This window comes from Streptomyces sp. SID3212 (assembly GCF_009865405.1).
GTDB lineage: Bacteria > Actinomycetota > Actinomycetes > Streptomycetales > Streptomycetaceae > Streptomyces.
On record NZ_WWJY01001239.1, the window covers coordinates 1 to 22,233 of the forward strand.

The window sequence follows — 22,233 nt, forward strand, 5'->3', positions numbered from 1 at the left end:
GCCGGTTGGTTGTCCTCAATCGCCGGACGGGCTGGGGGAGGCCGTGTACGCGGCTGCCGGTTGGTTGTCCTCAATCGCCGGACGGGCTCGGGGCGGCTGCGTACCCGGCGGTTCGGTGGTGTCCTCAATCGCCGGACGGCTTGAGGCCGCCGCGCGCCGGGCGGTCCCCGTGGTGTCCTCAATCGCCGGACGGGCTGGATCACGCCCGTCCGGCGCTTTCGTGCGTGCCCTGTGAAGCCTGTCCGGCGTTTGAGGACATTGGTTTCCGCCCGTGGGCGGCGCAGGTTCGACGGGTGTCGACCGGGGCCGCGCCCGCCCAGCGTTTTCCCGCCGGGGGGACGGCGCCGAGGTGCCCCATCAAGCCCGTCCGGCGATTGAGGACAACGGTTCCGCCCGACGGGCGGGCCGGGTACGACGGGCGTTGACCGGGGCGTCACCCGCCCAGCGTTTTCCCGCCTGCGGGATGGCGCCGAGGTGCCCTATCAAGCCCGTCCGGCGTTTGAGGACAAGGGTTCCGCCCGACGGGCGGGGCCTGCCCAAGGCGCCGCGTAGCGTGCGCAGACCGGGGCCCGGGGGCCTGCCCCCGGTTTCGGGAAGGGGCGGGGTGGGGGAGAAGCCCCACCGCCCACGGCCACCGCCCACCCCCATCAGTGACCCGGCCCCCCCCGTGGCAGGCCGCGTAACCCGGCCCAACGCACTGAGCCCCGCCCGTCCCTCAAAAGGAACAGCGGGGCTCAGCGGGTGAGTTACGCCCCGGCGCAACCATTGCGGGCAAGGTCGATCAGCCCGGTGAAGGCGGCGGGGGTGAGGTTCAGCTGCCCGGCGCGGCGGTCCTTTGAGTCCCGGACGGGGACGACGCCGTGTGTGGCGGCCAGGTTGGTGGCGACCTCGACGCAGTTACCGCCGTTGTCGCTGTAGGAGGATGTGAACCAACGCGGGGACTCGGTCGTCACGGGGTGCCCTTTCGTAACTGGTCGATCATGGCTACGGATGCCGCCTGCGACAGCGCTTCGGCCTGTAGCTGATGGTAGGCGGTCAACATGGGGATTACGGAGGTTAGTTCGCGGTCCAGGTGTCCTTGAGCTTGCGACTCCGCGTAGGCGACAACGGACCGGTCGGACAGTGTCAACAGATTGACCGGCAGGTTGAACGAGCGTCGTTCTCCCATGGCGAAGGGGGCCACCTGAAGCATGGTGGTGGGGCGAGCCGCGAACTCGACCAGTCGTTCAAGTTGCGCGTCCATGACCCCAGGTCCCCCAATGGGCCGTCGGATGCAACTCTCGTCCATCACCAAGAACACCATGGGGGGCCGGGCCCGGACCAACGCCGCCTGCCGCTCCGCCAGGAACGAAACCCGCTCCGACGCTTGCTCATGCGTAATGGACCCTCGCTGTACGGCGCTGTCGGCCAATACCTGCGCGTACTCCGGGGTTTGCAACAGCCCGGGAATGATGCCGATCTCGAACAGCCGCAGCTCCACTGCCCGGCCCTCGTATCCGACGTACTCCGGGAAACCCTCCAGCAACGAGCCGTGCCGGATCTCCCGCCACTGGCGCTCGAACGCGTCGGTCGTGTCGGTGGTCCCGAAGGCAAGGTCAACGCTCCTCGAAAAGCGAAGAGTTGGCATCTTGCGACCAGTTTCCACGGCAGAGATGTGCGTGCTGGAATATTCCGTGTGCTCCGCCAGCTCTTCCTGCTTCCAGCCGCGCGCTTCGCGATAGCTCCGAACCCGTGCCCCGAAGGCGGCTGCCGGGCTGCTGTCCGGGTTCAACTCCTTGATATTCAACGCCCCGACACCGACCTTTCGCTCGTTCCTCACAGGTTGAAGGCATATCAACTCTAGGCCACGCTGAACTCGCTTGGTAGCGGAATGGCTACGGAGAGGAGTCGGCTGTGCTGAACAACCCCCCTGCCCCCGAGCCCGACGACGGACCGGGCAACGGACCGGACCACGACCCGGACCACGAGCTGGCCGCACTGATAGACACCGGCGGATTCTGGCGGCTCGCGCCCGAGTGGGTTCCGCGTACCGGCTACGCCGAGCCAACACCCGCCCTACTACGAGACGTTGAGGCCGGACTGCGAAGGCGGTTGGCGGGTGAGTGACACCGACACTCATGCCGATACCCCCGCCGACGCACACCACCACGACGCGAACGACGACCGGTCGTTCAGCCCCACCATGCGGCGAATCCGCCCCCTCGTGGCGGCGGCGAACCGGCGGAGCCGGGGATGGAATCCGTCCGCGGACCGGGATCGGTGGGAGCAGGCCGGGGAAGCGAAACCCGACGAGGCACGGCGGAAAGGCACGCCATGAGAGGCACAGACGCTCGGACGACGCAGTACGTAGCGGGAACGGTAGGTGACGACCTCCTCACCGTGCACGAACTCAAGGTCGTCACGGACGGCGACGATCACACCACGCTGGAGCCGGTCTGCCCGGTGGCCAACGTCGACCCCACGCAATGGCTGCGAGCCGTGAACTGCCCGCATTGCCTCGCGGCCCGCTGAGCGGGGGAGAGGGGTGACCGGGGGAGAAGGGGACGTCCCGTGGTGGGTGGAGTACGGCGGGGTGCAGGACGAGAACACGGGCGTCGTCGCGTTCCCCACCGTCATCACCACCTTCACGGCGGACGGCGCGATGCTCCAGCGTCTCCGGTGTCTCCGGCGACCCGCGCCGGAGACGCGGCGGACAGACGGGGCGGCGGAGCACACCGCGGGGGCCACCGCCTACCCTCATGAGTGACCCCGCTCCCGACGAACCCGGACACACCCCGTGGCAGGCCGCTTCGCCCCCCGCCCCCGCACCACCCCCCGAGGCCCAGTAACGCTCCCGACCGCCCCGGCGACCCAGAACGTACCGGCGGCGACGCAGACCACCCCGCCGCGTACGACCACACCGGCGCTCTCGACGGTCCCGGGGACCCAGACAGCCGCGCCCACCCCGACCACCCAGGCGCCCCACACCACCCCCACGCCCACCCCCACACCCCCGCCCGCAGACGGACTCCGCCGACACTGGACCCCGCCGGACGGCGCCCCGTACGACCTCGGTCTCGCCCTCGGCCCGCTCCGCAGAGGCTCCGGCGACCCCACGTTCTTCGCCGCCACCGACGGCACGATCTGGCGGGCCAGCAGGACACCCGCCGGCCCCGCCACCCTGCGTGCCGCACACCACCACGGCGGAGCCGTAGAGGCACAGGCCTGGGGCCCCGGCGCCGAGTGGCTGCTCGACCACCTCCCCGACCTGCTCGGCGCGTCGGACGACCCCGGCACCTTCACCCCCCGCCACCGCGCGGTCCTCGCGGCGCACCGCAATCGCCCGGGACTGCGCCTCTGCCGTACGAACCTGGTCCTGGAATCCCTGATCCCGTCCGTCCTGGAACAGAAGGTCACCACTGTCGAGGCGTACCGCGCCTGGCGCCTCCTGGTACGGAAGTACGGAGAGCCGGCCCCGGGCCCCGCGGCCACCCGCCTCCACGTCATGCCCGACCCCCGCACCTGGGCGATGATCCCGTCGTGGGAGTGGCACAAGGCGGGCGTGGACGCCAAACGCTCGTCCACGATCCTGCGGGCGGTCCGCGTGGCCCGTCGCCTGGAGGAGGCCACCGCGATGGAACCCGAACAGGCCGCCGCTCGCCTCCAGCTGATCCCCGGCATCGGCCCCTGGACGGCCGCCGAGGTGATCCAGCGCACCAACGGCGCCCCCGACGCCGTCACCGTCGGCGACCTCCACCTCCCCGGCATCGTCGGCCACGCCCTCGCGGGCAACCGCGACGCCGACGACGAGGAAATGCTGGAACTCCTGGCCCCCTACGCCGGCCACCGCCACCGAGCGGTCCGCCTGATCCTCCTCAGCGGCCACACCCCCGCCCGCCGAGCCCCCCGCATGCCCCTGCGAAACTTCGCCGGCATGTAAGGCCCGGAAGCCACGGAGGCCACGGCAGTCACGCTGGCCCAGGGCGTCACGGAGTGACGGTCGGCGCGGGGAGGGGAGCGATCTCGCGGGCGAAGAAGTCGCCGTACTCCTCCGCCTGCTCGTAGAGCGCGTCGAAACCCGCCGAGGTCTCCTCGATCAGTGCCCGGTCGGTGAACCGGTTCGCGCCCGCCGCGTTCCCGTCGTCGTCGTACCGCACCTCGAACATGACCACGTCGCCGAGGATCACCACCTCGGGCACGGGCCGGTGCTTCTCGACGCCGGCGATCGTACGGGCGTCGAGCAGCCGGATCCGGTCCCCCACCTCGACCCGCAGGCGCAGGACATGCAGTTCCCACTGCACATAAGGCGTCACGGGGAACTCCACCACCCTGAGGCGGCGCTGGAGCATCCCGGCGCGCTCCGCCTCCTCGACCTGCTGGACGTAGGCGTCACGCCTCTCCTCGATCAGGGAGAGGGACGTGTCCCACTGTCCGGCCGCGAAAGCCTCCCAGCTCGCGAAACCGCGTTCCTTGAAATTCTGCCCGCGCTCCAGCTTGTTGAGATGCCGAATTCCGCTTTCGAGGGCGCGGTAGTACTCCTCGTGGTAGCGCGGACGGTCGAGGCGCGTCGAGACTCCCTCCGGGAACGAATCAAACATGGGGAATATCCGGCTTCGCCGCGATGAGCATGCTCCTGGGGATCACCACGAGCCGTTCGTCGGGACCGATCGAGACGCCGGCGGGCAGCTTCGTACCGAGCGAACCTGACAGATCCCTGCCGATGACGGCGACATCGCCGTTCTCCAGTTCCCACATGTCGGGGCAGTCGGGAGTGTCGGACGTGACCCCCAGTTCCTGCGGGGACTTACCGATCCTCCTGAGGAATGTCGTCTCCGGATCCGCTTCCCATGATCTCGCCACAACCCACTCCTCGGTTCGGTCCGGTAAACCAAATGACGTCATTTCCATGTACGTTGAGTGTGCCGTACCGGCTGACACGGGGGAGAGCTGTGGACCCGGGAATCACCTCACTCGCACAGGCCGGCGGAGCCGCACTCGTGGCCTTGATGGCGTCCGACGCCTGGCAGGCGACCCGCGAGGGAGTCGTCGGGCTGTGGCGGCGTGCGCAGCCGCACCGGGCCGACGCGGTCGCCGCCGAATTGGACGCGGGCCAGGCGGAGGCCGTGGCGGCCACGGGGGCCGACGGGGAAGAGGTGCTGAGCGAGCTGCGCGCCGAATGGCAGGGCAGGTTACGGCGGTTGCTCGTCGCCCGGCCCGACGCCGCGGCGGAGCTGCGCCGGCTGCTCGACGAGATCGCCCCGCAGGCCTCGGCGGATCCTCCCGCCGTCACCCAGCACGCGACCGCTTCCGGGCAGGCCCGGGTCTACCAGGCAGGACGCGACCAGCACATCATCGAGCGATGAGCGGCCCCATGGACGGCCGCGCCGAGGACGACGGCCGCGTCTATCAGACGACAGGTGACCAGCACATCACGGAACACCACCACCACTACGCGGGGAGCAGCCCGGCCGCCGGGGGAGGACCGGACTCCGTCCGCCGTCCGGCAGTGGGTCGTACGCCTCTGGCGCTGCGTGACCGCGGCGAAGTGCTGGCACGGTTACGGGAAGGCCTGGCGCCGGGCCGTGGCGCCGGGACATACGTCCTGCACGGCATGGGAGGCTGCGGCAAGACCGCCGTCGCGCAGGCGTTCTTCGACATCGCGACCACTGAGTACGGCCGGGTGGGCCTGTGGGTCAACGCCGCCGACCGGGCCGCTCTCCGAGCCGGGATGCTCGCCGCCGCGGCCGATCGAGGCGCCCTTGACGCTGAATTGCTCGCCGCTCACCAGGGACACCGCCCCGCGGCGGATCTGGTCTGGCACTACCTGGACGGATCCGCGGTGCCTTGGCTCCTGGTGCTCGACAACGCCGACGACCCGGCGATCCTCCGCGACGGCGGCTGGCTGCGCGGAAGCACGCGCGGCACCGTTCTGGTCACCACCCGCCGTGCGGCCGCCCGCTGGTGGCCCGGCGCGGAGTTGCAGCACATCGGTGTGCTCCCGCGCGAGGACGCGGCCCGCGTGCTCTGCGACCTCGCCCCGCACAGCGGCACGATGGCACAGGCGGCCGAGGTCGCCGACCGGCTGGGACGGCTGCCACTGGCGCTCACTCTCGCTGGCGGTTTCCTGGCCCACCAGGTGATCGACCCCTGGACGATGGACCACTACGGAGGCCGGCTCGAAGGCGACGAAGCGGTCGGTCTCATCGACCAGGGGGCGGACGTCCTGAGTGCCGAGGACCCACGGCATCTGGTCGGCCGGACGTGGCAGTTGACGCTCGACTCGTTCGAGGCACGTGGACTGCCCGAAACGGTCGCGCTGTTGAGACTGCTCGCCCGGCTGGCTCCCGAGCCGTTGCCGCTGTCCGTGTTGAACCATCAGGACATCAGCGCGGTCCTTCCTCTGGCCCGAGCCGACGCCGCGCTGACCGTGCTGCTCGACCACTCGCTGACCCAGCTGGTGGATCTCGACGGCCTGCGGTGCGCGCACAGTCATGGAGTACTCCTCGACAGTGTCGCCGTTGCCACGCCTCCGGCGGACCTCGCCGTGCTCGACGCGACGGCGGCCCGGCTGCTGGACGCCGCGGTGCCGTCGGTCCCCGACGCCGGACCGTACGAACCACGGTTGCGGCTGCTCGCGCCACACTGCCTCGCCCTGCTGCGCAGGACCACCGAGCGGTCCGGCACCGAGGACGCGTTGCGCGTAGCCACCCGGCTGGCCGTGGCACTGCACCGTACCGGCGACTACCTGTCCGCCTGGGAAACGGCCGGCGCGGCAGCCGGCCTCGCGGCGAGGACGCTCGGCGAAGAGCACCGGCTCGTCCTCGCGGCATACGCGAGGACCGGCCGTTCGCTCTTCCGGCTGGGACGGTACGAGGAAGCGGAACGGTTGCTTCGCCGAGTCCGGGACACCCAACTCCGCCTGCTCAGCGCCGACGACCCGGACACCCTCGACACCGGTCAAGGGCTGCAACTCGTGCTCGGCAACAGCGGAAGACGGGAAGAGGCCGTTGCCCTCCTCCGGTCGGTCGTGGCAGGCCGACAGGCGGTGCTGGGAGCCCGGCACCCGGCGACCCTGCGCTCACGTGCGAGCCTGCTGGCCATGCTGTCGGCGGCCGAAATCGCGGCGGAGGCCGATGACGAAGGCGATGACGTGGGCGACAACGCCCTGCTGGCGGTGCCCCGGCTGTGCACCCTGCACCTGGGCCCCGATCACGCCGTCACCTTGAGCGCCAGGCACAATCACGCCCGCGCCCAGTTCGTGCTCGGCCGGCACAGGGCCGCCGATGACGAGATCCGACAGGTCGTGGAGGACTACCGACGCGTCCTCGGGCCGGACTATCCCGCCGTCCTGGCCGCGAGACAGTTGCACGCCCAGACCCGGGCCGCACTGGGGTACGTGGACGCCGGGATCGAGCTCATGGCCGAGGTTGTCGTCGGACGCGAGCGCGGCCTGGGCCCGACTCACCACTTCACCGTGGTGAGCCAAAGCCTGCTGGAGGAGCTCAGGTCAGGGCGGTGGCGACCGCCTTCACCGCCGGAATGAGGGCGTGAGTGGTGGACGTGGCGGTGCTTTTCCCAGCGCCGGGTGCTGAGGAAAGGTGACGTGAATGGTGCCGTCCGGTATGACGCGTGAGCACGTGCGGGAAGTGATTCTGGAGATCGTGCCGGAGGCGGCGCCATTCGTCCGGCAGTTGGAGGAAGAGTACGGTGAAGCGCCGCTCTACCCCCTCCTGCGGGACGGCTTCGCCGATCCCGTTGTCTTTCCCGCCCTGAAGTCACCCGCCGGGCACGAGGAACTCCTCACGCGCTGCTTCACGTGCGTCGATCTCGGATTGCGCAGTCCTGACAAGTCCTTGAACGACGCGATCTGGTTCCAGGTGCTGGAGCCGCTGCTGGACAGCGCGGAACTGCTGGACGCGCCCTACCCGTTCATGACGGACGACACCAAGGACTACGTCTTCGACAAGCTGGAGGGCTTCGCGGTCGTCCTGCCTCCCCGGTGGGCGGCCGGGAAGGCGGAGTCCTTGGCCCGGATGGCCAGTTCTTGAGGTCGTGAGCCGGGGCGCGTGCCCTGTCAGTCCTCGTCCGAGCGGGACAGCGCCTCCGCGACCATGCGGGTCGCGAAGTCGGGGTCCTCGGTGATGCGGTTGATGTGCTCCGCCAGGAGGAAGGTGGTGACCTCCAGGGGAGTCATCTCCTGCTCCGTCCAGTCCCCGTACTGCTTGCGCCACAGGTTGGGGCTCAGGCCCGTGCCCGCCGCGATGACCAGGCCCGCCATGATGGGGATGGCCTCCGGTCGGACGCTCCTCGGCATCCGGCGCATCGAGGCGACGAGGGTCGGCACCACGTACTCGATGACGTCCTTGTCCACGTCCTCGTGGGCCTTCCGCAGCCACGTCATGAACATGTAGATGAGGGTGCAGGCGCCGTCCAGGACGTCGTTGGCTCCCTCGGGGCCCAGGGACGCGGTGAACTGGTCGATCAGGGCCTGCTGTTCGGGGTCGGTACCCGTTCTGCCGCTGTGGACCGCCTTGAGCTGGGAGTCGATCAACATGAGCGCCGCCCCCACATCGCCGACCGGGGCGTGCTGGGGGCTGAGGGGCGACGACACAGGGTTCCTCCCGGAGCGGCTGCGAGGGTTGCGCGTTGTCGCGCGGAGTTGCGCGGCATGTGCGTACAGCAAACCGTAGAGGCTGCGGGGTACGGCTGTTTCACGCCTTTACGCCGTACGTCGCCCCCTCCGCGCCTACCATGCGTCAGCGCACCTCGATGAACGCCTCCGCCTCCCGCGCCGGACGGGCCTTCGGCGGCGCCGCCGCATGGCCCACCGCCACCGCGCCCATCGGGTCCCAGCCCGGCGGCAGGCCGAGGACGTCCCGGACCACCTCGCGGCAGAACATCGTCGACGAGACCCACGCCGAGCCCAGGCGCTCGCCCGCCAGGGCCACCAGGAAGTTCTGGACCCCCGCGCCCGCCGCGACGACGAACATCTCGCGCTCCGCCGCGTCCCGCCGAGCGTCGCCGTAGGTGTGCGCGCCGTCCATCACCAGGCAGGGCACGACCAGATACGGCGCGGTACGGAGGAAGTCGCCGCGCCGCACGCGCTTCGCGATGGACTCCGGGGACTTGGCGTCGCCGCGCAGGTCCGCGATCCACGCGTCCCGCATCGCGTCCAGGAGCCGCAGCCGCGACCCGGCGGACTCCAGGAGGACGAAGCGCCACGGTGTCGTGTGGTGCGGCGCGGGCGCCGTGACCGCCGCCGCCACCGCGCGGCGGACCGCGCCCGGGTCGACGGGCTCGTCCGTGAACTCCCGTACCGTACGGCGCTGCGTCACCGCTTCCCGTACGGCCTCCGACGTGCCCAGCCGGAACATGTCGTCCGCCGCCACGCGCACCATCGCCCTCGCGCCCTCCGCCGAGGACGGGTCCGTGTCGCCGACCAGGTGCGGCAGACCGCTCACCACCGCCACCGGCAGCCCCTCGGCCTTGCCCTTCACCAGGTCGCCGGCCGCGGCCAGTTCGTCCGCCAGCGCCACCACCGTCGCGCTCAGCGGGTTGCCGTGCGCGTCCGTCCCCCCGCGCAGGTCGTCCAGGACCCGCACCCCCGCCGCGCCGATCGCCACGTCCGTCAGCCCGTTGCGCCAGGGCCGCCCGAACGTGTCCGTGACGAGCACCCCGACGTCCACCCCGAGCGTGTCCCGCAGCCCGGCCCTGAGCGTCCGCGCCGACTCGTCCGGGTCCTCCGGCAGCAACAGGACCGTGCCGGGCGTGGTGTTCGAGGCGTCGACGCCGGCCGCCGCCATCACCAGGCCCTGCCGGTTCTCGACGATGCGCAGCGGGCCGCGCCGCGCCACCACCCGTACCGTCTCCGCGTCTATCGCCGCCTCGCGGTCCGCCGCCTCCAGGATCCGGCCCTCGGCCTTGGAGACGATCTTCGAGGTGACCAGGAGGATGTCCCCGTCGGCCAGCCCCGGTTCGGCGGACGCGATCAGCTTCGCGAGGTCGTCGCCGGGACGGACCTCCGGCAGCCCCGGCAGGGCCCGTACGCGGAACGACGTCATGCCCGCACCTCTTCGGCCAGCGCCAGCGCCTCACGCGCCATCGCGGCGGTCGCGTCCACGTCCGTCATCATCAGCGGGATCGCGCGGGCCCGGATGCCCGCGCCCTCGATGCCGGCCACCGCCGCCGCGTCCACGGTGTCGACCAGCCAGCCGTCGAGCAGCCCCGAGCCGTAGTGCTCGGCGACCGCCGTGGCCGTCGACTCGACACCGATCGCCGCGAGCACCTTGTCGGCCATGCCGCGCACGGGCGCGTCCCCGACGATGGGCGAGAGGCCGACCACCGGCACCCCCGCGTCGGCGATGGCCTCCCGGATGCCGGGGACGGCCAGGATCGTGCCGATGCTGACCACGGGGTTGGACGGCGGGAAGAGGATGACGTCGGCGGCGGCGATGGCCTCCAGGACGCCCGGCGCCGGCTTGGCCTGCTCCGCGCCGACGGGGACGATCGCGAGCGCGTCGACGGACGCGCGCATCTTCACCCAGTACTCCTGGAAGTGCACGGCCTTGCGCTCGCCGTCGACCTCGACGGCCACATGCGTCTCGACCCGGTCGTCCGACATCGGCAGCAGCCGCACGCCGGGCTGCCAGCGGGCACAGAGCGCCTCGGTGACGGCGCTGAGCGGGTAGCCCGCGCCCAGCATCTGCGTACGGACGATGTGGGTGGCGAAGTCGCGGTCGCCGAGGCCGAACCACCCGGGTCCCACTCCGTACGCCGCCAGTTCCGCCTTGACCTGGAAGGACTCGTCCGTACGCCCCCAGCCCTGTTCCTCATTGATGCCACCGCCGAGGGTGTACATCACCGTGTCGAGGTCGGGACAGACCTTCAGCCCGAACAGATGGATGTCGTCACCGGTGTTGCCGATCACCGTCACGTCCGCGTCGGGCGCGGCCTGCTTGAGGCCGCGAAGGAAACGGGCGCCGCCGATGCCGCCGGCCAGAACCACAATGCGCATGCACCCATCGTGTCAGGCCGGTCGGACATTCCCGTCCGGGAGGGGTCGCCTCACCCCTTCCGCCCCCCGCCGGACTTTCCTACGCGTGTACGGCCTTCTCCGCACGCGGTGCGCAGCTCGCCGCGTGCATCGGCATCTCCGTCAGCCCGGGGAAGTAGATGTGCAGGCTCACGGCGGGGCCGATCGTGTCGTTGACGACGTCGTGCACGTACCCCGGCGCGAAGACCCGTTGCGCGCCGGGCGCGAGGGTACGGGCGCCGCTTTCCGTACGTTCGGTCAGTTCGCCCTCCAGGACGGTCAGGACGCCGGAGGACCGGCCGTGGTCGTGCGGGCCGCTGCCCTGTCCCGGCACCCAGGAGAGCAGCCACACCTCGTACCCGGGGCCGGTGCGCAGCCGGTGGTACCAGCGGGTGGTGGTGTCGTACCGGACGAGCGGGGCCCACTGCGCGCGGTCGGCCGCGAGCGTACGGGCGAGCCCGGCGAACTCCGCCACCGTGGCGGGGTGCTCACGCGGGGGGCGGAGCAGGTGCAGGACCTCAAGGAGGTCGCCGGCGATCTGGAGGTCGCTGTCGCTGTTCATGGGTGCGGTGGTTCCTCGGCAGGAAGAGCTGAGAGCCGTCGGACGCCCGGACACGTGGGAGTGACGGCCGAAGTGGCAACTGCGGAAACTGCGGCAACCGGGGGTGCGGCAGAGGGGAAAAGCCGGAGCGCTGCGGCGTCAACGACGCCAGGGCATCAACAGCGGGAGAAAGACGGACAGCAACAGCCGGCCTGGGCAACGCTGCGGAATCCACGGACGTGGGTCGCGGTGTGCACGGCGATCGCTGGCATGTCACTAAAGGTGGCGAATCTGGTTGCCACTGTCAACTCAATGCCCGATTTGGCGGTAATGTTTCACCACATCCGGTTACTCCGAGCGGAGAAAGGTTTGTGCGCCCGCACGCGCGGAGACATGGCGCAGCAACCGCCTGCGCAAACACCGTCGCGCCCTCGTGATCGGACTGTGATCCGGATCGCTTCCGCACCCGGATCGGCACCAAGCTCGGGGCCCGTGACGTCTCTCCCGGAGAGGGGAGGGGGTGGGCGCGGGCAGGCCAGTGGCATGTGTCAGGTTTTTGGTGATTTGAACACTTTCCGCATAGCCTTGGTTCCGCAGAGTGAATACCGGGCCCAATAGCAGATCTCCGCTTGACTGCCCCGGAGCCACCCACTTGTAATTTCACTCGTGTCGTTCGGCCGGAATCGGTAGCGGCCACCGCACGGGGACGCAAAAGACAGACGAGGGGCGCACATGACCGAGCTGTTCCAGCAACTGCTGGTCGAGGACGCGGACGAGGAACTCGGCTGGCAGGAGCGCGCCTTGTGCGCCCAGACCGACCCCGAGTCCTTCTTCCCGGAGAAGGGCGGTTCCACCCGCGAGGCCAAGAAGGTCTGCCTCGCCTGTGAAGTCCGTTCAGAATGCCTTGAATACGCCCTGGCCAACGACGAGAGATTCGGTATCTGGGGCGGCCTGTCGGAACGTGAGCGTCGGCGATTGAAGAAAGCCGCGATCTGATCGCGATCCGATCGATTTCTTTCGTTGTACCGGCTTGCTCTCCGATCGGTGTCCGATCAGTGTTCGATCAACGCGTGGCACACCACTCCGGTCTGACAACTGGTCCACCGGTATGACTACTGGTCCACGTGACCAATCCGCGCAAACCCGTACGTAGGGAACGGTCCGCGGTCCGCGACCACATCGCGGGCGGCGGACCGTCATGGTGTCAGCCGTTAGTGTGGGGCCCCGTCCGAGACGCATCAACGCCCCTTCGGGGCGACCCCCCGGCCGGAGGGCCCGTTACCTCAATGTCCCCCACCAACGCCGCGTTCGTTCCCGCCACCGCACCCGAGTTCCCGCGCCACGTCGTGACCGCGGTCCTCGTCGCCCATGACGGTGCGCGCTGGCTGCCCGACGCCCTCGCCGGGCTGCTGGGCCAGGAACGTCCCGTACAGAACGTCATGGCCGCCGACACCGGCAGCGCCGACGACTCCGCCCACCTGCTCACCGAGTCACTCGGCGACGACCGGGTGCTGCATCTGGCCCGCAGGTCCGGATTCGGTACGGCGGTCGAGGAGGCCGTGCACGCCGCCGGGACGCTCACCCCCGACGACCTGCCGTACCTGAAGCGGCCCAGCGGCTGGGACCCCGAGACCAGGACCTGGCGCGACGACACGTACGACCTGCCGGAACTGCCCCACGGCGAACCGGTCCAGTGGCTCTGGCTCCTCCACGACGACTGCGCGCCCGACCCCGCCGCCCTCGCCGAACTGCTGCGCGTCGCCGACTCCGACCAGTACGCCGCGATCGTCGGCCCCAAGCTCCGCGGCTGGTACGACAGGAAGCAGCTCCTCGAGGTCGGCGTCTCCATCGCCAACAGCGGACGCCGCTGGACCGGGCTCGACCGGCGCGAACAGGACCAGGGCCAGCACGACCAGGTCCGTACCGTCCTCTCCGTCTCCAGCGCCGGCATGCTCATCAGACGCGACGTCTGGGACGAACTCGGCGGCTTCGACCGCGCCCTCCCCCTCATGCGCGACGACGTCGACCTGTGCTGGCGCGCGCACGCCGCCGGACACCGCGTGCTCGTCGCCCCCGACGCCGTCATGCGGCACGCGGAGGCCGCCGCCCGGGAGCGCCGTACGGTCGACTGCGCGGGACGCTCCGTCGTCAACCCGCACCGCGTCGACAAGGCCGGCGCCGTCTACACCATGCTCGTCAACGCGCGGGCCGCCGTCCTCCCGTTCGTCTTCTTCCGGCTGGTCCTCGGCACCCTGCTCCGTACCGTCGCCTACCTCGTGGGCAAGGTGCCGGGCCAGGCCGTCGACGAGGTCATGGGCCTCTTCGGCACCCTGCTGCGCCCCGGACGGATCCTGAGCGCCCGGCGCGCGCGGGGCAAAGGGGTCACCGAGGCGTCCGAACTGCGCCCCCTCTTCCCGCCCCCCGGCGCCACCATCCGCGCGACCGTCGAACAGATCGCCGGCAGCCTCGGCCGGGACACCGACACCGACGCGGGCGGCTCGCGCCACGGCGTCGTCGAGTCGGGACCCGGGGGCGAGGACGCCGACTTCATGGAGGTCGAGCAGTTCGCCCGCCTCAAGAAGCTGGCCCACAAGCCGGGACCCGTACTCTTCGCCATCCTGCTGCTCGTCTCGCTCGTCGCCTGCCGCTCGCTGCTCGGCGGCGGGGCGCTGGCCGGCGGCGCCCTGCTGCCCGCCCCCGGCGACGTCTCGGACCTCTGGTCCCGGTACGCGGACGGCTGGCACCCGGTCGGTACGGGCGGCACGCAGACCGCACCGCCCTATCTCGCCGTCCTGGCCGCCCTCTCCGCGCTGTTCCTCGGCTCCACCGGCTTCGCGCTGACCCTCCTGCTCGTCTGCTCGGTGCCCCTGGCCGGCGTCACCGCCTACTTCGCCTCCCGCCCCCTCACCGAATCGCGGCTCCTGCGGGCCTGGGCGAGCGTCGCGTACGCCTTCCTGCCCGCCGCGACCGGCGCCCTGGCCACCGGACGCCTGGGCACGGCCGTGCTGGCGATCCTGCTGCCCCTGATCGCCCGCGCGGCGGTCAGCGCGTACGGACTGCGGTCCGGCGCGGGCGGCGGCTCGCGCGCCGGGGACGTCGAGGACGACGAGTGGCAGGAGAAGCTGGAGACTCCGGTACGGGGCAGCTGGCGCGCGACCTGGGCGTACGCCTTCCTGCTGACGCTCGTGACCGCCTTCACCCCCGTCGCCTGGCCGCTGGCCGTGGTGCTCGGCGTCGGCGTCCTCGTGCTGCGGCGCCGCGACCTCGCCGCGTACGCCGTCCGGGTCCTCGCCGCGCTCGGCACCCCCCTCCTGGTCCTGGCGCCCTGGTCCCTCTCCCTGCTGACCGACCCCGCCGCCTTCCTGCGGGAAGCGGGCCTGGAGTTCGGTACGGGATCGGCCTCCGCCCTCTATCTGCTCGGCATGAGCCCCGGCGGCCCGAAGACCGTCGGCGGCATCGTGCTCCTCGGCGTCGTCCTGGCCGCGCTCGCCGCCCTCCTGCGCGGTGAGCGGCAGTTCGCCGTCCGCGCCGCCTGGGTCGTCGCGATCGTCGGGCTGGTCTTCTCCGTCGTCACCAACAACTCCGGCTGGGCGGGCCCCGCCACCCTCGTCTACGGCCTCGCGCTGATCGCCGCCGCCGTCGTCGGCGCGGAGGGCGCGCGCGAACGCGTCACCGCCCTGAGCTTCGGCTGGCGCCAGCCCGTCGCCGCGCTCGTCGCCCTCGCGGCGGCCGTCGCCCCCCTGCTGTCCGTCTTCGCCTGGATGCTCAGCGGCGCCGCGGGACCGCTGGAGCGCCGCGACCCGGTCCAGGTGCCCGCGTTCGTCGCCGAGGAGTCCATCACCCGCGACCAGCCCCGCACCCTCGTCCTCGACGGCACCACCACCGCCGAGGTCTCGTACGCCCTGGTCCGCGGCTCCGGCAGCCGCCTCGGCGACGCCGAGCTGACCGCGTCGGGCGGCAGCGACCAGGGACTCGACAAGGTCGTCGCGAACCTGGTCGCGGGATCGGGCGCGGACCAGACCCGGCAACTCAGCGGGTACGCGATCCGCTATGTGCTCGTACGGGACGGCGCGCCGCGCGAGATGGGCCGCGTCCTCGACGCCACGCCGGGTCTGAGCCGGCTCAGCCAGCTGGACGGCAGCGCGCTCTGGCGCGTCGACCGCCAGATCTCGCGGGCCACGATCGTCAGCGGCGCCGACGGCGGGAACAGCGCCGACGGTACGGCGGACGGCGAACCGCTGGCCGTGGCCGCGGGCCCGGTCGAGGCGCACACCACCGTCCCGGCGGGCCCGGCGGGACGGGTGCTGCGCATCGCGGACCGCGCCGCCGAGGGCTGGCAGGCCACCCTCGACGGCAAGCCCCTGGTCAAGCAGACGGTCGACGGCTGGGCGCAGGGCTTCGAACTGCCCGCCGCCGGGGGCCGTCTCGACCTCACGTACGAGGACCCGATCACCCACACCGCGTGGATCTGGGCCCAGGGCGCGCTCGCCGTGGTCCTGCTGGTGCTCGCCCTGCCGGGGCGCCGCCGGGAGATCGACGACGACCTGCCCGAAGAGGAACTCGCGTTCCCGGCGCAGGCGGTCGAGGGCGAGGGCCGCAGGGCGCGCAGGCTGCGGGCGGCGGCGGAGGCGGAGGGGGAGACCCCCGGCGGGACGGACGCGGCGGGGATGCCCGACTCGGGGATGCCCGACGAGGGGACGGCCGACGCCGGGGAGATGCCCGGCCGGCTCGACCTGCCGGAGCAGCGGCAGCCGGGGCAGGAGCCGGGAGACGTGCCTGATCTCCCTCCGGTGCCGGCCACGCCTCCCGGCGCCGACGCCCCGTACGCGGCGGTGCCGCAGCAGCAGGCGTACGGCGAGTGGGACGGCCAGGCATACGTGGATCCGCAGTACGCGGGCTACCAGGGCGGTCAGTACCAGGCCGAGGCCTACCCGGCCGGCCAGTACCAGGGCGACCAGTACCAGCAGCCGTACCAGCAGTACCCCGACCAGCAGCAGTATCCGGACCAGCAGCAGTACGGCGACCAGCAGTACCCGGCCCAGCCGCCGTACCCGGACCAGCAGGCGTATCCCGACCAGCAGCCGTACCCGTACCCGCAGGGAACGTACGAGGAGGGGCAGCAGCCCCCGCCGTACGACCCGGCCGTCTACGACCCGTACGGCTACGGGCAGCAGCCGCCCGCCGAGGGCCCTGACAACGAGCGGCGTCCGCGCCCCGACGGGAGCACCGACCAGTGAACCGTACGACTCTCTCCCTGATCGCGGCCGCGACCGCCCTCGCGGCGGTCACCGGATTCGCCTCCCTGTCCGCGCCGGCCGACGACGGGAAGACGGCGGCGACGGCGACGCCGAAACTGCTCCCCGTCGAGCGGACCAGCCTGGTCTGCCCCGCGCCGAGCGTCTCGGACCTCGCGGACACGACGTACACCTCCTTCACTCCGGCGGGTGACACGCCGGGCGGGAGCACGACAGGCACGGCCGAACTGGCCGCGTCCTCCGTCACGTCGGCGGACCCGGACGCCGCCGCGACGGGCGACAAGAAGGACGAGAAGGACCAGAAGGACGACGAGAAGAAGGGCGACGAGAAGAAGGCCGGGGACAAGAAGGCCGACGCCCCTGCGAAGGCGTTCCTCACCGTGAAGACGCCCGGCGCCCCCGTCTCCAAGACCGCGGACGGCGCCGACACCCCCGCCCTGGTCGGCACGGCCACCGGCCTCCTCGCCCCCGGCTGGACCACCCAGCAGTCCACCGTGGACTCGGTGGGCGGCGCGCGCGGCCTGCTCGGGCTGTCCTGCACCGCGCCCGACACCGACTTCTGGTTCCCCGGGGCCAGTACGGAGAAGTCCCGGCAGGACTACGTCCACCTCACCAACCCGGACGACAGCGCCGCCGTGGTCGACATCGAGCTGTTCGGGAAGAACGGCGCGCTCAAGTCCGAGGCGGGCGAGGGCATTCCGGTACCGGCCCGCTCCAGCGTCCCCGTGCTGCTCTCCACGCTGACCACGGAGGCGTCCGAGGACGTGACCGTCCACGTCAGCACCCGTACCGGCCGGGTCGGCGCCGCGGTCCGCGCGGCCGACGACACGGCGGGCAGCGACTGGCTGACGACGTCCGCCGACCCCGCGGGCACGCTGGTGCTCCCGGGCATCCCCGCGGACGCGACCGACGTCCGGCTGGTGGCCTTCGCGCCCGGCGGGGAGGACGCGGACCTGAAGGTCCAACTGGCGGGCGCCGACGGCACGATCACCCCGGCCGGCAAGGAGAACCTGCACGTCAAGTCGAAGATGACCGCGTCGCTCGACCTCGCCGACGTCACCAAGGGCGAGGCCGGTTCGCTGATCGTCAGCCCGGCGCAGAGCAACAGCCCGACGCCGGTGGTCGCGGCGCTGCGGGTCGTACGGGGCAAGGGAAGCGATCAGGAGATCGCGTTCATCCCGGCGACCGGTCCCGTCACCGCCCGCGCGAGCGTGGCCGACAACCGCGCGAAGGGCTCCACGCTCTCCCTGACCGCGCCGGGAGCGGCGGCGAAGGTGAAGGTCGTCGCCTCGGCCGGCAGCGGCGGGGGCGAACCGGCCGAGAAGACGTACACCGTCAAGGCGGGTACGACCCTGGACGTCACGCCGCCGGTGCCGGGCGGGCTGAAGGGCCAGTACGCGCTGACGGTCGAGCCGCAGTCGGGCGGTCCGGTGCACGCGGCGCGCATGCTGGCGCTGCCGGAGGACGGCGTCCCGATGTTCACGGTGCAGACGCTGCCGGACGACCGGGGGACGGTGTACGTACCGGACGCCACGGAGGATCTGTCGATCCTGGGCGACTGAGGCGACTGAGGCGACTGAGGCGACTGAGGCGCCTGAGGTGAGGACGTGAGGACGTGCTGTCGGCCGGCTCAGGACGACTCCGGTCGCTCCAGTCCCCGGAGGAGCAGGCCGACCAGCCGGCGCGGGTCGTAACGCGGATCGCTGTCCCGTCCGACGCAGAGGTTGCCGACCCCGCGCATCAGCTCGTAGGGCTCCGTACCCGGCCTGATCTCGCCGGCGCCGGCCGCCGCGTCGAGCAGCTGCCCGCAGACGGGCACCAGGCGGTCGACGAAGTACGTGTGCAGCGCGTCGAAGCCGCTGCTGTCCGATCGCAGGGCGTTGGCCAGCCCGTGTTTCGTGACCAGGAAGTCCACGAAGAGGTCGACCCACTGACGCAGCGCCGCGAGCGGAGAGCCGGCGCTCTCCAGCAGGCTCGGCCCCGCCTCGGCGCACGCCTCGACCTGGTGGCGGTAGACGGCGACGACCAGGTCCGCCCGCGTCGGGAAGTGGCGGTAGATCGTGCCCAGCCCGACGCCCGCCCTGGCCGCGATCTCGCGGATCGGCGCGTCGACGCCCGAGGTGACGAACACCTCGGCGGCGGCACTGAGCAGCGTCTGCTGGTTGCGCTGCGCGTCGGCCCGCTTGCTCCGGGCCGGGACCTCCCCTGACGGGCTCGTACGGGGCACCACGCTCTCCTTCCGACGACCGGTGACGGCCTTTGACAAAGCGGAACAGTGTTCCGTATCGTAATTGGAACAACGTTCCGCTTTCCGGTCCCAGCCTAGCCGAAAGCGGCCGTCACGACTGCCTCCGGCCGCCCGTCGCGCGGCCCGTGAAGGGACCCCTCATCATGAGCACCTCGACGTACACACCCATGTCCCCGGCCGGCCTCCCCGGCCCGTCCGCCCCCGTCCTCTCCGTCAGCCCGGTGGTGCTGCCGGTCCCCGGCCGGCCCGTGGATCTGGAGGTACGGGTCTCCGCCCCCGTGACCGGAAACGATCTGCCGGTCGTCCTCCTCTCGCACGGCCAGGGCTTCTCGAACCACCTCTCCTCGCTGAACGGCTACGCCCCTCTCGTCAACTTCTGGGCGGCGCACGGCTTTGTCGTGGTCCAGCCGACCCACCTCAGCTCACGGACGCTGGACCTGGACCCCGGCACTCCGGGGGCGCCCATGTTCTGGCGTTCGCGGGTGGAGGACATGAAGCGGGTGCTGGACGGGTTCGACGCGATCGAGGCCGCCGTCCCGCCGCTCGCCGGGCGCCTGGACCGGAGCAGGGTCGCGGTGGCCGGGCACTCCATGGGCGGGCACACCGCGAGCCTGCTGCTGGGCGCCCGGCTCACCGATCCGGACGACGGTACGGAGGTGGACCTCGCCGACCCCCGGATCACGGCGGGTGTCCTGCTCGCCGCGCCCGGCAGGGGCGGCGACGCCCTGACCGGGTTCGTGGCCGAGAACTACCCCTTCTTCTCGACCGCGGACTTCTCGGCGATGGCGACGCCCACGCTGGTGGTCGCCGGCGACCGGGACTCCTCCGCGCACCTGACGGTCGCGGGCGCGGACTGGCACGTCGACCCGTACACCCTCTCCCCGGGGCGCAAGTCCCTGCTCACGCTCTTCGGCGCGGAGCACGGGCTGGGCGGGATCTCCGGATACGACGTCGCCGAGACGACGGACGAGAACCCCGGGCGGGTGTCGGCGGTCCAGCGGCTCACCTGTGCGTACCTCCGCACGGCGTTCCACCCCGGGGATTCCGCGTGGCAGGCGGCGCGGGAAGCGCTGGAGGCGGATCCGGCGCCGGTGGGACGTATCGAGTCCAAGGGGGCGGAGGCCGGAGCCTGAAAAGCACCGCATCCTCCTTAAAAGCACCGCATCCTCAGGAAGCGGCGCCTCCCGTCAAGGAGCGGAGAGGCCTCGGCTCATTCCTGCCCGTACCGCGGATCGACCGACTCGGGTGACAGGCCCAGCAGTTCGGCGACCTGCTCCACCACCACCTCGTGGACCAGGAGCGCGCGCTCGTCGCGGTTCTTGGTGCGGATCTCCACCGGGCGCCGGTAGACCATGATCCGCGCCGGGTGGTCCTTGCCCGCCGAGACCGAATTCCCGAGAGGTACGGACTCGTCCTGCGTGCCCGGTACGTCCAGGACCAGGAACTCGACCTCGGCCAGCTGGGGCCAGCGCCGTTCCAGCCGGTCCACGGAGTCCCGTACAAGATCACGGAACGTCTCCGAGCGGCTGGCGGAGAGGGGCACCTGGGGCGGGGCGACGGGCCCACGCATGCCTCGGCCGTGGCGGTCGCGGCGGCGCGGCCGGGGCTCGGTCGGGCGGGGCGGTACAGGACTGTCCATCACTGACGCAGCGTAGCTCTCTCGGCGTCCCGGCGATCGCGGCTCCGGCACCCCGGGGCCCCCATGTCGCATATTGAGCATTCCGGCCAAGCTTGGGCTCATTTACATGGGGTCCCGCGATCGGCGACCTTGCCGTCCTTGACGGGATTTGCCCCAAGTAATGACTGTGTCACGGGCTGTCGCCACCCGGTCGGGCCTCCTCCCGCGCAGGTCAGGGCAGTTGCTCCTGAGGTGGCTGTGCGGGATGTCACAGTGCGACACGGGCGAGTGACCTGGTGGAGAGTCGTCGCGGCCCGCTCAAGAGTGCGGTACCGTCCAACGTCGTGAGCCCTGTACGTCGCTGTTCGCGCACCGCGTGCGGCCGTTCCGCTGTCGCGACACTGACGTACGTCTATGCCGATTCGACCGCGGTCCTCGGCCCGCTCGCCACCTATGCCGAGCCCCACTGCTACGACCTGTGTGCGGAACACAGCGAGCGGCTGACCGCTCCGCGCGGCTGGGAGGTCGTCCGTCTGACGGACGGCACGGCCCCGGCGCGCCCGAGCGGTGACGACCTGGAAGCGCTCGCGAACGCCGTACGGGAAGCCGCCAGGCCCCAGGAGCGTGCCGCCGGGAACGGTGGCAAGGGGGCGCGGGGGGCGGATCCGGTCGAGGTGGGGCGCCGCGGGCATCTGAGGGTGCTGCGTTCGCCGGAGTCCTGACCCGGATTTCCTTCTCCTCATTCGCCGTGCCACAGTTCCTGCCCGTTCCATTGACCTCCGCTTGTCGTGGGCATGACCATTCCTCCACCGCTGAGAGATTCAGTTTCCGTATCGCGGAATCCGGAGGACTGTGATGACTGCGATGTCCGTATCCGTACAGCAGCTGGCGTTCGACCAGCGCCTGGAACCCGTCGCCCACTCGCTCGCCCTTTCCGCCCTGGTCGCCGCCCTTCCGCTGGCCGCCGTGCTGATCCTGCTCGGCGGCCTGCGGGTGAAGGCGCACCTCGCGGGGCTGACCGGTCTGGCCGTCGCCGTCCTCGTCGGCTGGCTCACCTTCGCGATGCCGCTCGGCCAGACCCTGTCCGCCGGCGCGCAGGGGGTGCTCTTCGGGCTCTTCCCGATCATGTGGATCGTCGTCAACGCCCTGTGGGTGTACCGGATGACAGTCCGCACCCACCACTTCGACATCCTGCGGCGCTCCTTCGGGCGCCTCTCCGACGACCCGCGGATCCAGGCGCTCGTGGTCGCCTTCTGCTTCGGCGCGCTGCTCGAAGCGCTCGCCGGTTTCGGGGCGCCGGTCGCGATCTCCGCCGTGATGCTGGTCGCGCTCGGCTTCGACCCGGTGAAGGCGGCCGTCGTCGCGCTCGTCGCCAACACCGCGCCGGTGGCCTTCGGCGCGATGGGCACCCCGGTCGTCACCCTCGCGCAGGTCACCGGGCTGCCCCTGGACACCGTCGCCTCGGTCGTGGGCCGCCAGACGCCGCTGCTCGCGCTGGTCGTGCCGCTGGTGCTGGTCGGGCTGGTCGACGGGCGCCGGGGGCTGCGCGAGACCTGGCTG

The 22,233-nt window shown here is 71.5% G+C and carries 23 protein-coding genes; 13 read left to right on the forward strand and 10 right to left on the reverse strand.

The window, feature by feature from the left end; genetic code table 11:
* Positions 1–746 precede the first annotated feature (746 nt).
* Together GT042_RS37060 and GT042_RS37065 are read right to left on the reverse strand one after the other, a co-directional pair.
* On the reverse strand, positions 747–953 hold the full coding sequence (locus tag GT042_RS37060; protein WP_161313057.1) for a DUF397 domain-containing protein: 207 nt from the start codon (positions 951–953) through the stop codon (positions 747–749).
* Positions 950–1,786 (reverse strand): helix-turn-helix transcriptional regulator, encoded by an 837-nt coding sequence (locus GT042_RS37065; protein WP_161313074.1) that lies wholly within the window; start codon positions 1,784–1,786, stop codon positions 950–952. The genes GT042_RS37060 and GT042_RS37065 overlap by 4 nt, the downstream gene beginning before the upstream one ends.
* Positions 1,787–1,893: 107 nt before the next feature.
* Here GT042_RS37065 and GT042_RS39770 point away from each other — a divergent pair, with 107 nt between their 5' ends.
* The 4 genes from GT042_RS39770 (at position 1,894) to GT042_RS37085 (ending at position 3,919) form a co-directional block, all read left to right on the forward strand.
* Entirely contained in the window at positions 1,894–2,106 is a 213-nt protein-coding gene (locus GT042_RS39770; protein ID WP_161313058.1) for a hypothetical protein, read from the forward strand.
* Positions 2,107–2,313: 207 nt separating this feature from the next.
* Positions 2,314–2,511 carry a hypothetical protein gene (locus GT042_RS37075; RefSeq protein ID WP_161313059.1) on the forward strand — a complete coding sequence of 66 codons (198 nt, stop codon included), beginning with the start codon at positions 2,314–2,316 and terminating at the stop codon, positions 2,509–2,511.
* 13 nt (positions 2,512–2,524) lie between these two features.
* Positions 2,525–2,746, forward strand: coding sequence for a hypothetical protein (locus tag GT042_RS37080; protein WP_161313060.1), 222 nt, complete (start codon positions 2,525–2,527; stop codon positions 2,744–2,746).
* A gap of 30 nt (positions 2,747–2,776) precedes the next feature.
* Entirely contained in the window at positions 2,777–3,919 is a 1,143-nt protein-coding gene (locus GT042_RS37085; protein ID WP_345944060.1) for a DNA-3-methyladenine glycosylase 2 family protein, read from the forward strand.
* Between the two features lie 46 nt (positions 3,920–3,965).
* Here the strand turns inward: GT042_RS37085 and GT042_RS37090 are convergent, their stop codons facing one another.
* Entirely contained in the window at positions 3,966–4,577 is a 612-nt protein-coding gene (locus tag GT042_RS37090) for a DUF6879 family protein (RefSeq protein WP_161313061.1), read from the reverse strand.
* A complete protein-coding gene (locus GT042_RS37095) occupies positions 4,570–4,839 on the reverse strand; it encodes a hypothetical protein (RefSeq protein WP_161313062.1) in 270 nt (89 codons plus the stop codon). The genes GT042_RS37090 and GT042_RS37095 overlap by 8 nt, the downstream gene beginning before the upstream one ends.
* Before the next feature lie 89 nt (positions 4,840–4,928).
* Between GT042_RS37095 and GT042_RS37100 the strand changes: the two genes are divergently transcribed.
* The 3 genes from GT042_RS37100 (at position 4,929) to GT042_RS37110 (ending at position 8,027) form a co-directional block, all read left to right on the forward strand.
* Entirely contained in the window at positions 4,929–5,342 is a 414-nt protein-coding gene (locus GT042_RS37100; protein WP_161313063.1) for a hypothetical protein, read from the forward strand.
* Positions 5,339–7,522, forward strand: coding sequence for a tetratricopeptide repeat protein (locus GT042_RS37105; protein WP_161313064.1), 2,184 nt, complete (start codon positions 5,339–5,341; stop codon positions 7,520–7,522). The genes GT042_RS37100 and GT042_RS37105 overlap by 4 nt, the downstream gene beginning before the upstream one ends.
* Positions 7,523–7,601: 79 nt before the next feature.
* Positions 7,602–8,027 carry a hypothetical protein gene (locus GT042_RS37110; RefSeq protein ID WP_161313065.1) on the forward strand — a complete coding sequence of 142 codons (426 nt, stop codon included), beginning with the start codon at positions 7,602–7,604 and terminating at the stop codon, positions 8,025–8,027.
* A 26-nt stretch (positions 8,028–8,053) separates the two neighbouring features.
* Here GT042_RS37110 and GT042_RS37115 read toward each other — a convergent pair whose 3' ends face one another.
* The 4 genes from GT042_RS37115 to GT042_RS37130 form a co-directional block, all read right to left on the reverse strand.
* On the reverse strand, positions 8,054–8,590 hold the full coding sequence (locus GT042_RS37115) for a hypothetical protein (RefSeq protein ID WP_161313066.1): 537 nt from the start codon (positions 8,588–8,590) through the stop codon (positions 8,054–8,056).
* A 145-nt stretch (positions 8,591–8,735) separates the two neighbouring features.
* On the reverse strand, positions 8,736–10,040 hold the full coding sequence (locus GT042_RS37120; RefSeq protein WP_161313067.1) for a coenzyme F420-0:L-glutamate ligase: 1,305 nt from the start codon (positions 10,038–10,040) through the stop codon (positions 8,736–8,738).
* Entirely contained in the window at positions 10,037–10,993 is a 957-nt protein-coding gene (cofD, locus tag GT042_RS37125; RefSeq protein ID WP_161313068.1) for a 2-phospho-L-lactate transferase, read from the reverse strand. The genes GT042_RS37120 and cofD overlap by 4 nt, the downstream gene beginning before the upstream one ends.
* Before the next feature lie 79 nt (positions 10,994–11,072).
* A complete protein-coding gene (locus GT042_RS37130) occupies positions 11,073–11,573 on the reverse strand; it encodes a cysteine dioxygenase family protein (RefSeq protein WP_161313069.1) in 501 nt (166 codons plus the stop codon).
* Between the two features lie 711 nt (positions 11,574–12,284).
* On the opposite strand from GT042_RS37130, the gene GT042_RS37140 reads away from it, so the two are divergent.
* The 3 genes from GT042_RS37140 to GT042_RS37150 all read left to right on the forward strand — a co-directional run bounded on the left by GT042_RS37140 (position 12,285) and on the right by GT042_RS37150 (position 18,369).
* Positions 12,285–12,548, forward strand: a complete 264-nt coding sequence (locus tag GT042_RS37140) for a WhiB family transcriptional regulator (RefSeq protein WP_014046372.1) — start codon at positions 12,285–12,287, stop codon at positions 12,546–12,548.
* A 290-nt stretch (positions 12,549–12,838) separates the two neighbouring features.
* The gene (locus tag GT042_RS37145) at positions 12,839–16,789 is read left to right on the forward strand and encodes a glycosyltransferase family 2 protein (RefSeq protein ID WP_161313070.1); all 3,951 of its coding nucleotides are present in this window, start codon (positions 12,839–12,841) and stop codon (positions 16,787–16,789) included.
* Positions 16,786–18,369 (forward strand): DUF5719 family protein, encoded by a 1,584-nt coding sequence (locus tag GT042_RS37150; RefSeq protein WP_161313071.1) that lies wholly within the window; start codon positions 16,786–16,788, stop codon positions 18,367–18,369. Before GT042_RS37145 ends, GT042_RS37150 begins: the two co-directional genes overlap by 4 nt.
* Before the next feature lie 68 nt (positions 18,370–18,437).
* Here the strand turns inward: GT042_RS37150 and GT042_RS37155 are convergent, their stop codons facing one another.
* Positions 18,438–19,034: a TetR/AcrR family transcriptional regulator gene (locus GT042_RS37155; protein WP_161313072.1), complete on the reverse strand. Its 597-nt coding sequence runs from the start codon at positions 19,032–19,034 to the stop codon at positions 18,438–18,440.
* A gap of 164 nt (positions 19,035–19,198) precedes the next feature.
* Here GT042_RS37155 and GT042_RS37160 point away from each other — a divergent pair, with 164 nt between their 5' ends.
* Complete coding sequence (locus GT042_RS37160) at positions 19,199–20,188, forward strand: chlorophyllase (RefSeq protein WP_202534772.1); 990 nt, start codon at positions 19,199–19,201, stop codon at positions 20,186–20,188.
* A gap of 77 nt (positions 20,189–20,265) precedes the next feature.
* On the opposite strand, the gene GT042_RS37165 is transcribed toward GT042_RS37160, so the two are convergent.
* On the reverse strand, positions 20,266–20,694 hold the full coding sequence (locus GT042_RS37165; protein WP_161313076.1) for a metallopeptidase family protein: 429 nt from the start codon (positions 20,692–20,694) through the stop codon (positions 20,266–20,268).
* 275 nt (positions 20,695–20,969) lie between these two features.
* Here GT042_RS37165 and GT042_RS37170 point away from each other — a divergent pair, with 275 nt between their 5' ends.
* On the forward strand, positions 20,970–21,395 hold the full coding sequence (locus tag GT042_RS37170; RefSeq protein ID WP_161313073.1) for a DUF3499 domain-containing protein: 426 nt from the start codon (positions 20,970–20,972) through the stop codon (positions 21,393–21,395).
* A gap of 142 nt (positions 21,396–21,537) precedes the next feature.
* The coding region (locus GT042_RS37175) for an L-lactate permease (RefSeq protein WP_202534773.1) at positions 21,538–22,233 on the forward strand (696 nt) is incomplete at its 3' end.